The sequence below is a fragment of the Bradyrhizobium valentinum genome (assembly GCF_001440405.1).
In the GTDB taxonomy this organism is placed as follows: domain Bacteria; phylum Pseudomonadota; class Alphaproteobacteria; order Rhizobiales; family Xanthobacteraceae; genus Bradyrhizobium; species Bradyrhizobium valentinum.
In genome coordinates this window covers 479-9212 of sequence record NZ_LLXX01000222.1, presented here as the reverse complement: position 1 = coordinate 9212, position 8734 = coordinate 479, and the positions used below count along the sequence as shown (strand labels likewise).

Sequence of the window (8734 nt, the reverse complement as noted above, 5' to 3'; positions counted from 1 at the left end):
AACAACCTCATTCTGGCACACTGATGCCGTAGGGGGCCGTCCACCCCATCAACCACAGGAGCCCCTTATTGCAGTAGGCGTCGGCCAAGTTGCCACATCGCTAGATCACGCGGTATGGGTCCCTGCGTTCGCAGGGACGACGATAGAATTTACACTGCGGCCGTCTACGCCGCCTGCTTCTTCGGCGGGAAGCGGCCGTAGAAGGTCTCATTGCTCGCCGCCATGTCTTCCAGCAGTTTCGGCGGGGTGAAGCGCGAGCCGTACTTGGCTTCCAGCCTGTGGCAGAGCTCGACGAACTTCCGCGTGCCCATGAAGTCGATATAGGACAGCGTGCCGCCGGTGAACGGCGCAAAGCCGAAGCCGAGGATCGAGCCGACATCGGCCTCGCGCGGATCGGTGATGACGTGGTCCTCCACCGTGCGCGCGGCTTCGACCGCCTGCACCACCAGGAAGCGCTGCTTCAATTCCTCGACGTCGAGGGTGTCAGGATCGAGCTGCTTGGGCTGCAGGGCTGACAGGCCCGGCCACAGGCTCTTCTGGCCCTTGCCCTTCTCGGGGTAATCGTAAAAGCCCTTGCTGTTCTTGCGGCCGAGACGGCCCTGCTTTTCGACCAGTTCCACCATCAGCTTCTTCTGGTCGGGGTTGATGGCGTTGGGGCCGAGATCGGTTTCCGTCGCCTTGATGACCTTCAGGCCGAGGTCGAGGGCGACTTCATCCGACAGCGACAGCGGGCCGACCGGCATGCCTGCCATCTTGGCGCAATTCTCGATCATCGCCGGCGGCACGCCTTCCAGGAACATCTCGTTGCCTTCGGCGATGTAGCGGCCGACGCAGCGATTGGCGTAGAAGCCGCGGGAGTCGTTCACGACGATCGGCGTCTTGCCGATCAACCGCACATAATCGAGCGCCGCGGCGAGCGCGACGTCGCCGGTGTTCTTGCCGAGGATGATTTCGACCAGCATCATCTTCTCGACCGGCGAGAAGAAATGGATGCCGACGAACTTGCCCTGGTCCTTGAAGCTTTCGGCGAGCGAAGTGATCGGCAGCGTCGAGGTGTTGGAGGCGAAGATCACGTCTGCCTTGAGGTACTGCTGCGCCTTGGCAAAGGTCTCGGCCTTCACCTTGCGGTCCTCGAACACGGCCTCGATCACGAGGTCGCAATCCCCGAGCGCGGCGTAATCCGCCGTCGGCGTGATGCGCGCCAGCAGCGCGTCGCGGTCTGTGGCCTTGGCGCGGCCCTTGGCGATCTGCTCGTCGATCACCTTCTGCGCATGCGCCTTGCCCTTGTCGGCGCTTTCCTGGTCGCGGTCGATCAGCACGACGTCGAGGCCTGCGCGCGCGGAGACGTAGCCGACGCTGGCGCCCATGAAGCCGGCGCCGATCACGGCTATCTTCTTTACCTTGGTCGGCGGTACGTTTTGCGGACGCCGCGCGCCCTTGTTCAGCTCCTGCATCGACAGGAACAGGCTGCGGATCATCGCCGCGGCTTCCTTGGAGCGCAGCACCTTGGTGAAGTAGCGCGACTCGACGCGCAGCGCGGCATCGATCGGCAACTGCAGGCCTTCATAGACGCAGCTCATGATGGCGCGCGCCGCCGGATAATTGTCGTAGGTCTCGCGGCGATAGATGGCGTTGCCGGCCGGGAACATCATCATGCCGGCCTTGGAGAACACCGGACCGCCCGGCAGCTTGAAGCCTTTTTCGTCCCAGGGCGCGACCGCCTTGCCGCCGCCCTTGATCCAGTCCTTTGCCGCCTTGATCAGGTCGGACGCGGGCACGATGGCGTGGATCAAATTCAGCGACTTGGCCTTGTCGACCGTGACCGGATCGCCCTTGAGCAGGATCGTCATCGCATCCTGTGGCGGCACCAGGCGCGGCACGCGCTGGGTGCCGCCGGCGCCGGGGAACAGGCCGACCTTGACCTCGGGCAGGCCGAGGCGGGTCTTGGGATTCTCGGCCGCAACGCGATAGTGGCAGGACAGCGTCACCTCAAAACCACCGCCGAGCGCCAGCCCGTTGATCGCTGCCGCCCAAGGCTTGCCGCAAGTTTCGATGCCGCGCAGCACCAGCGAGAAGCGGCGGCTCTGGTCGAACAGCATCTGGTTCGCAGCTTCCTCGCCCTTCTCCTTCAGCATCTTGGCGTAGGCGATGTTCATGCCTTCGAGCATCGAAAGGTCGGCGCCGGCGCAGAACGCTTCCTTAGCGGAGGTGATGACGACGCCCTTCACCGCAGCGTCCGCCGTGGTCTGCTTCAGGATCTCCTCGAGCTCGGTGGTCGAGGTCTCGTCCAGCACGTTCATCGAACGTCCGGGGATATCCCAGGTGACGAGCGCAATGCCGTCGGCGTCGGTCTCTACCTTGAAATTCTTGAAGGCCATGTTGGTTGCTCCCTCGATGCCGGCAGCCGATGTCAGGCGCGGCGGTTGTATTGGATTTCGTAGGGTGGGTTAGCCAAGCGTAACCCCCCACTTCTCTCGCCGTGGCACGGTGGGTTACGCCTTCGGCTAACCCACCCTACGGCAGCTAGACTCTTTCAATGATCGTAGCTGTCCCCATGCCGCCGCCGATGCACAACGTCACCAGCGCGGTCGACTTGTTGGTGCGCTCGAGTTCGTCGAGCACGGTGCCGAGGATCATGGCGCCGGTCGCACCGAGCGGATGGCCGAGCGCTATCGCGCCGCCATTGACGTTGATCTTCGAATTATCGATCTCGAACGCCTGCATGTAGCGCAGCACGACCGAGGCAAAGGCCTCGTTGAGCTCGAACAGGTCGATGTCCGACTTCTTCATGCCGGAGCGCTCAAACAGCTTTTCGGTGACGTCGACCGGGCCGGTCAGCATCATCGCCGGCTCAGAGCCGATATTGGCGAAGGCGCGGATTTTTGCACGCGGTTTCAGGCCGTGCTTGGCGCCCGCTTCCTTGCTGCCGAGCAGCACGGCGCCCGCGCCATCGACGATGCCGGAAGAGTTGCCGGCATGGTGGACGTAATTGACGCGCTCGATTTCCGGATGCGACTGGATCGCGACCGCATCGAACCCACCCATCTGTCCGACCACGGTGAAGGACGGCTGCAACTGCGCGAGCGACTGCATGGTCGTCGTGGGACGCATGTGCTCATCCTTGGCGAGGATGGTGAGGCCGTTGATGTCCTTGACCGGTACCACCGACTTGTTGAAGCGGCCTTCGTCCCAGGCTTTTGCGGCGCGCTGCTGGCTCTGCACCGCATAGGCGTCGACGTCGTCGCGCGAGAAACCATACTTGGTCGCGATCAAATCGGCCGAGACGCCCTGCGGCATGAAATAGGCCGGCACCGCCATCGAGGGGTCCATCGGCCAGGCGCCGCCGGAAGCGCCGATGCCGACGCGGCTCATCGATTCGGCGCCGCCGCCGATCACGAGCTCATGCTGGCCGGCCATGATCTGGGCAGCGGCAAAGTTCACGGCATCGAGGCCGGAGGCGCAGAAACGGCTGATCTGCACGCCGGGGACGGATTCGCCGAGGCCCGCTTTCAAGGCCGCGAAACGCGCGATGTCGCTTCCGGCCTCGCCGACCGGATCGACCACGCCGAGCACCACGTCGTCGACGACATCCTCGGCCAGGTTGTTGCGTTCCTTCAGCGCCTGCAGTGGCACGGTGGCGAGCGCCAGCGCGGTGACCTCGTGGAGCGCGCCATCGGACTTGCCGCGGCCGCGCGGGGTGCGAACGTGATCGTAGATATATGCCTCAGGCATGACGCCCTCCTGGTATGAGGATCATAATATTATAGGCGAAAGGGCAGCGAGATGGCGGAAAATCTCAGAACGCTTCCGCCGCCAATTCCATGGTGGTCGCGCATCCGGTCTGGATCCGCGCAAGATGGACGTGGGTCTCCGGCAGCATCCGCTCCATGAAGAAGCGGCCGGTCACCAGCTTGGTCGTCAGATAGGGCGTGGCACCATCAGCCGCAATCTTGTCCTGCGCCACCTTCGCCATCCGCGCCCACATGTAGCCAAAGGCGACGAGGCCGAACAATTGCATGTAGTCGGTGGCGGCGGCGCCGGCGTTGTCGGGTTTGGTCAACGCGTTCTGCATCAGCCAACCGGTAGCCTGCTGCAGATGACCGAGCGCGGTCGAGAGCGGCGCAATGAACGGCTTCATCGCCTCGTCGCCGCCGTGTTCCTTGGCGAAGGCTGCCACCTCGGCAAAGAACGCCATCACGGCGCGGCCGCCATTCCGCGGCAGCTTGCGGCCGACCAGGTCGAGCGCCTGAATGCCGTTGGCCCCCTCATAGAGCATGGCAATGCGCGCATCGCGCACGAACTGCTCCATGCCGTGTTCGGCGATATAGCCGTGGCCGCCATACATCTGCTGCGCCAGCACGGCATTGGAGAATCCGACGTCGGTCATCACGCCCTTCATGACCGGCGTCATCAGGCCCATGTGGTCGTCGGCCTCCTGGCGGTCCTTCGGATCGGAGGAGCGGTGGGCGACATCGCTCTTCAGCGCAGTCCACACCACCATGGCGCGCGCCGCCTCGTTGAAGGCGCGGATGGTAAGCAGCACGCGGCGAACGTCCGGGTGCACGATGATCGGGTCAGCCGGCTTGTCCGGCTCCTTTGCGCCGGTCAGCGAACGGCCCTGCAACCGCTCGCGCGCATACTGGACGGCGTTCTGATAGGCGACTTCGGACTGCGCGAGACCTTGCACGGCGACGCCGAGGCGGGCCTCGTTCATCATCACGAACATGCCCTGCATGCCCTTGTTTTCTTCACCGATCAGCCAGCCGGTGGCGTTGTCGTAGTTCATCACGCAGGTGGAATTGCCGTGGATGCCCATCTTGTGCTCGATCGAGCCGCAGGATACGCCGTTGCGCGCGCCGAGCGAGCCGTCGGCATTGACCAGCACCTTCGGCACCACGAACAACGACACACCCTTGATGCCGGCCGGTGCGCCTTCGATGCGCGCCAGCACGAGGTGGATGATATTCTCGGCCATGTCGTGCTCGCCGGACGAGATGAAGATCTTGGTGCCTGATATCTTGTAGCTGCCGTCAGCCTGCTTTACCGCCTTGGTGCGCAACAGGCCGAGATCGGTGCCACATTGCGGCTCGGTGAGGTTCATGGTGCCGGTCCACTCGCCCGCCACCATCTTCGGCACGAACATCTTCTTCTGCTCGGGCTTGCCGTGCACCAGCAGCGCCGCGGTCGCTCCCATGGTGAGGCCGCCATACATCGAGAACGCCATGTTGGCCGCGCTCTGGAATTCGGTGACCACCTGGCTCAGCGTCACCGGCAGCCCCTGCCCGCCATACTCCGCTGGCGCCGACAGACCGAGCCAGCCGCCTTCGGCCACCTGCTTGAAGGCTTCCTTGAAGCCCTTCGGCGTCGTCACCGAACCGTCGTCATGCCGCTTGCAGCCTTCGAGATCGCCGACACGGTTGAGCGGCTGCAGCACTTCTTCGGAGAGTTTTGCCGCCTCGCCCAAAATCGCTTCCCGCACATCGGCGGAGGCATCGGTGAAGCCGGGCAGATTGTCGTAGCGGTCGATCTGGAACACGTCGTTGAGCAGGAAAGTGACGTCTTCCACAGGGGCTTTGTAGATCGGCATGATGTTCTCCCGGCAGCGGCAAAGATGGCGAGGGCGTTTGAATGAAATTCGTTGTGGCGGTCCGGAACGCGACCTTATCCGGTTCCGGCAGTCCTAGGGAGTGAGCAGGTAAGCGAAATATCCGGACAGCCATTGCGACATAAACGGCACCGGACATCGTCGCGGTCTTTGCTCCCTCACCTTCATCACTGCTTGGCGAGTTGCTCCCCCATCAAGCGGTGCAGCAGATTGATTGCCTTCAGCGGACGTACCATCACCTTGAAGTGCGTGATCTTACCGTCATCGCTGAAGGTGATGATGTCGACGCCGTTGATCTTGATCCCCTCGATCTCGTTTTCGAATTCGAGGACCGCGCCGTTCGCGCTGCGCCATTCGCCGGTATATTTGAAGCCGGGGCCGCCCAGCACCTTCTCCGCGCTCGCCAGATATTTGAAGGTGATGTCGCGCCCGCGCTGCGGCGTGTGGACGACGGGGCTTTCGAACACCGCATCGGGGTGCAAGAGGTCCCATAGCGCCGCCGTGTCATGGGACTTCATGTAGCCGTACCACTTGTCGAGGCCGCTCATGGTCATCATGTCTCCTGTGCGGGCGATGACGGGCTGATGCCGAAGAGACCTCTCCGGAGCTTATGCGCGTTGACGCATATGCAACTTTATGCATAATGTCAATCATTGTTGAACTCGGAGGCCGGCGTCGTGGCGCTTGGTGACGCGATCCTTGCCTGCCTGACCGAGCGTCCGATGACGGGCTATGAGCTCGCCAAGACGTTCGACAACTCCATTGGATTCTTCTGGAAGGCCGACCACCAGCAAATTTATCGGGAGCTCACCAAACTTCGCGACCGCGGCCATATCCAGGGCCGCGAGGTCGTGCAGTCCGGCAAGCCCAACAAGCTGGTCTATACACTGACGCCGGAGGGACGGGCCGCGCTCCGGCATTGGGCCGCGCGGCCGAGCGTGCCGGCCTCGATCAAGGACGATCTGCTGGTGCGGCTCTATGCGCTCGACAGCGTCGACATCGAGCCGGTGCGCACCGACCTGATGGCGCGGCTGGAACATCACCGCGACCGGTTTGCCCGGTATGAGCGCCTGCTCAACAAACGCTTTCCGGACGGCACGGCGCCGCCGGCCGATGTAGGCAAATTGCTCGGGCTTCGCATCGGCCTCGCCCACGAGCGCGCCGTGGCGGAGTGGTGCGAAGAGGCTATCGAAGCGTTGTCGGCCCTGTCCTCCGGCGCGGAACGGAGCAACGTCGTGCCGATCGAGGACGGCCAGCGCGAAAAAAGCGGCTAGAGCCTTCTGGAGCCGGCCGATTTGGTCGCCCTGGTAACTTTTGGGGCCGTCCGTCGCATTCCTTAACCCGTTATTTACCGTGACGAACAAAAGTCAGTTCCGAGGCAGGCGACCTGCGCGGAAAAATACGATTGTCTCTTCGGTGGGACGCGCGGGGAGGCTGATGGCGCAGGTGGGGCGCCGAAGCGGAACCGGACGAAAGCATGAATTCGCGCGTATCGTGGAGTGTTGACGGCATCGATCCATCCGTCCGCGAAAGGGCTGAGGCGGCGGCGCGCCGCGCCGGCATGTCGTTGAGCGACTGGATCAATTCGACCGTCGGCGAACCAGCCCCGCCCAGCTTCGGCGCGCCTTCCGAGCAGCGGCCGGCGATGCCGCGGCAAATCCCCGACGTGGCGGACATTCACCAGCGCCTGGATTCAATCACAAAGCAGATCGAGCTGATTTCGCGGCCCGCGCCGCGCGGCGAAGCAGTCCGTGGCGAGCCGACGGTGGCCCGCCAGCTCAATGAAGCCATTTCGCGTCTCGACGCGCGGCTGTCGCAGATTTCCAACCCCGTGCCGGCCCGTCAGGCCCAGATGCAGGAAAAGCAGCGCCAGACCGAGATGGTCGAGCGTGCCGCGGCCCAGGTCTATCGCCCCGCGCCGCCGCTCAGTCCGGCCTCGATGGATTTTGCAATCGCGGAAATCGCCGCGCGCCAGAACGAACTCGACAGTCCGCCGCCGCGGCAGATGCCGCCGCGCAATGGCGCGCCGACGGTCGCTGCCGCCCAGCCCAATTCTGCGCAGCCCAATTCCGCACAGCCCATGCAGGCAGCGCCGGCCGGCCCGGATTTTTCATCGCTCGAACGGCACCTGCTCAAGATCACCAGCCAGATCGAAGCTCTGCAGCGTCCCGATCACGTCGAGCAGTCGATTGCGGCGTTCCGCAGCGAGCTCGCCGAAATCCGCCACGCCATCACCGAGGCGGTGCCGCGCCGGGAGATCGAATCGCTCGAGAACGAAATCCGCTCGCTGTCCCGCCGCATCGACGACAGCCGCCAGCACGGCAGCGACGGCCAGACGCTTGCCGGCATCGAGCGCGCGCTCGGCGAAATCCGCGAAGTGCTGCGCTCGCTGACGCCGGCCGAGCAGCTCGCCGGCTATGACGAGGCGATCCGCAACCTCGGCGCCAAGCTCGATCTGATCCTGCGCTCGAACGACGATCCGTCGACCGTGCAACAGCTCGAAAGCGCGATTGCGGCGCTGCGCGGTATCGTCTCCAACGTCGCCTCCAACGACGCGCTGGCCCGGCTAGCCGAGGACGTGCACACGCTGTCGGCCAAGGTCGACCAGCTTTCCCGCTTTGACGGCAACAGCGACGCTTTCGGCATGCTCGAGCAGCGCCTGGCGGCGCTGACCTCGACGCTGGAAAGCCGGCAGCCGCCGGCTGCGAGCGAGCATTCGGAATATCTCGACAACGCGCTGCGCTCGCTGTCGGAACGGCTCGACCGCATCCCGGCCGGCAACGACAATGCGTCGGCGTTTGCCCATCTCGAACAGCGCGTGTCCTATCTGCTGGAGCGCCTGGAAGCCTCCAACGACCGTTCCGCCGCTCCCACCGTCGACCTCGGACGGGTCGAGGAAGGCCTGCACGACATTCTGCGTTCTCTCGAACGCCAGCACGCCAGCCTGGTCGCCCTCGCCGAATCCAATCGCAATTCCGCCGACGCGGCACAGCCGATGGATTCCGGCATCGTCGATCTGGTCAAGCGCGAACTTTCCGACATCCGCTTCAGCCAGTCGGAAACCGACCGCCGCACGCAGGACTCGCTCGAAACCGTTCACAATACGCTCGGCCATGTGGTCGATCGCCT

Annotated in this window: 5 protein-coding genes and 1 pseudogene; 2 read left to right on the top strand and 4 right to left on the bottom strand. The window is 64.0% G+C overall.

All coding sequences use genetic code 11. The annotated features are described in order from the left end of the window. Positions 1-164: 164 nt before the first annotated feature. The 4 genes from CP49_RS38440 to CP49_RS38425 form a co-directional block, all read right to left on the bottom strand. The gene (locus tag CP49_RS38440; RefSeq protein ID WP_057855292.1) at positions 165-2378 is read right to left on the bottom strand and encodes an FAD-dependent oxidoreductase; all 2214 of its coding nucleotides are present in this window, start codon (positions 2376-2378) and stop codon (positions 165-167) included. A 145-nt stretch (positions 2379-2523) separates the two neighbouring features. Continuing rightward, positions 2524-3732, bottom strand: coding sequence for an acetyl-CoA C-acetyltransferase (locus tag CP49_RS38435; RefSeq protein WP_057855291.1), 1209 nt, complete (start codon positions 3730-3732; stop codon positions 2524-2526). Between the two features lie 64 nt (positions 3733-3796). Beyond that, a complete protein-coding gene (locus CP49_RS38430) occupies positions 3797-5587 on the bottom strand; it encodes an acyl-CoA dehydrogenase C-terminal domain-containing protein (RefSeq protein ID WP_057855290.1) in 1791 nt (596 codons plus the stop codon). Positions 5588-5772: 185 nt separating this feature from the next. Further along, complete coding sequence (locus tag CP49_RS38425) at positions 5773-6159, bottom strand: nuclear transport factor 2 family protein (protein WP_057855294.1); 387 nt, start codon at positions 6157-6159, stop codon at positions 5773-5775. A 123-nt stretch (positions 6160-6282) separates the two neighbouring features. Here CP49_RS38425 and CP49_RS38420 point away from each other — a divergent pair, with 123 nt between their 5' ends. Together CP49_RS38420 and CP49_RS38415 are read left to right on the top strand one after the other, a co-directional pair. Continuing rightward, the gene (locus tag CP49_RS38420) at positions 6283-6879 is read left to right on the top strand and encodes a PadR family transcriptional regulator (protein WP_057855293.1); all 597 of its coding nucleotides are present in this window, start codon (positions 6283-6285) and stop codon (positions 6877-6879) included. Between the two features lie 203 nt (positions 6880-7082). Then, a pseudogene (locus CP49_RS38415) lies at positions 7083-8734 on the top strand (hypothetical protein); the annotation flags it as partial.

Bases quoted from the DNA above. Each gene is read 5' to 3' on its own strand.
- CP49_RS38440 (WP_057855292.1), bottom strand. From the start codon at position 2,378: ATGGCCTTCAAGAATTTCAAGGTAGAGACCGACGCCGACGGCATTGCG.
- CP49_RS38435 (WP_057855291.1), bottom strand. From the start codon at position 3,732: ATGCCTGAGGCATATATCTACGATCACGTTCGCACCCCGCGCGGCCGC.
- CP49_RS38430 (WP_057855290.1), bottom strand. From the start codon at position 5,587: ATGCCGATCTACAAAGCCCCTGTGGAAGACGTCACTTTCCTGCTCAAC.
- CP49_RS38425 (WP_057855294.1), bottom strand. From the start codon at position 6,159: ATGACCATGAGCGGCCTCGACAAGTGGTACGGCTACATGAAGTCCCAT.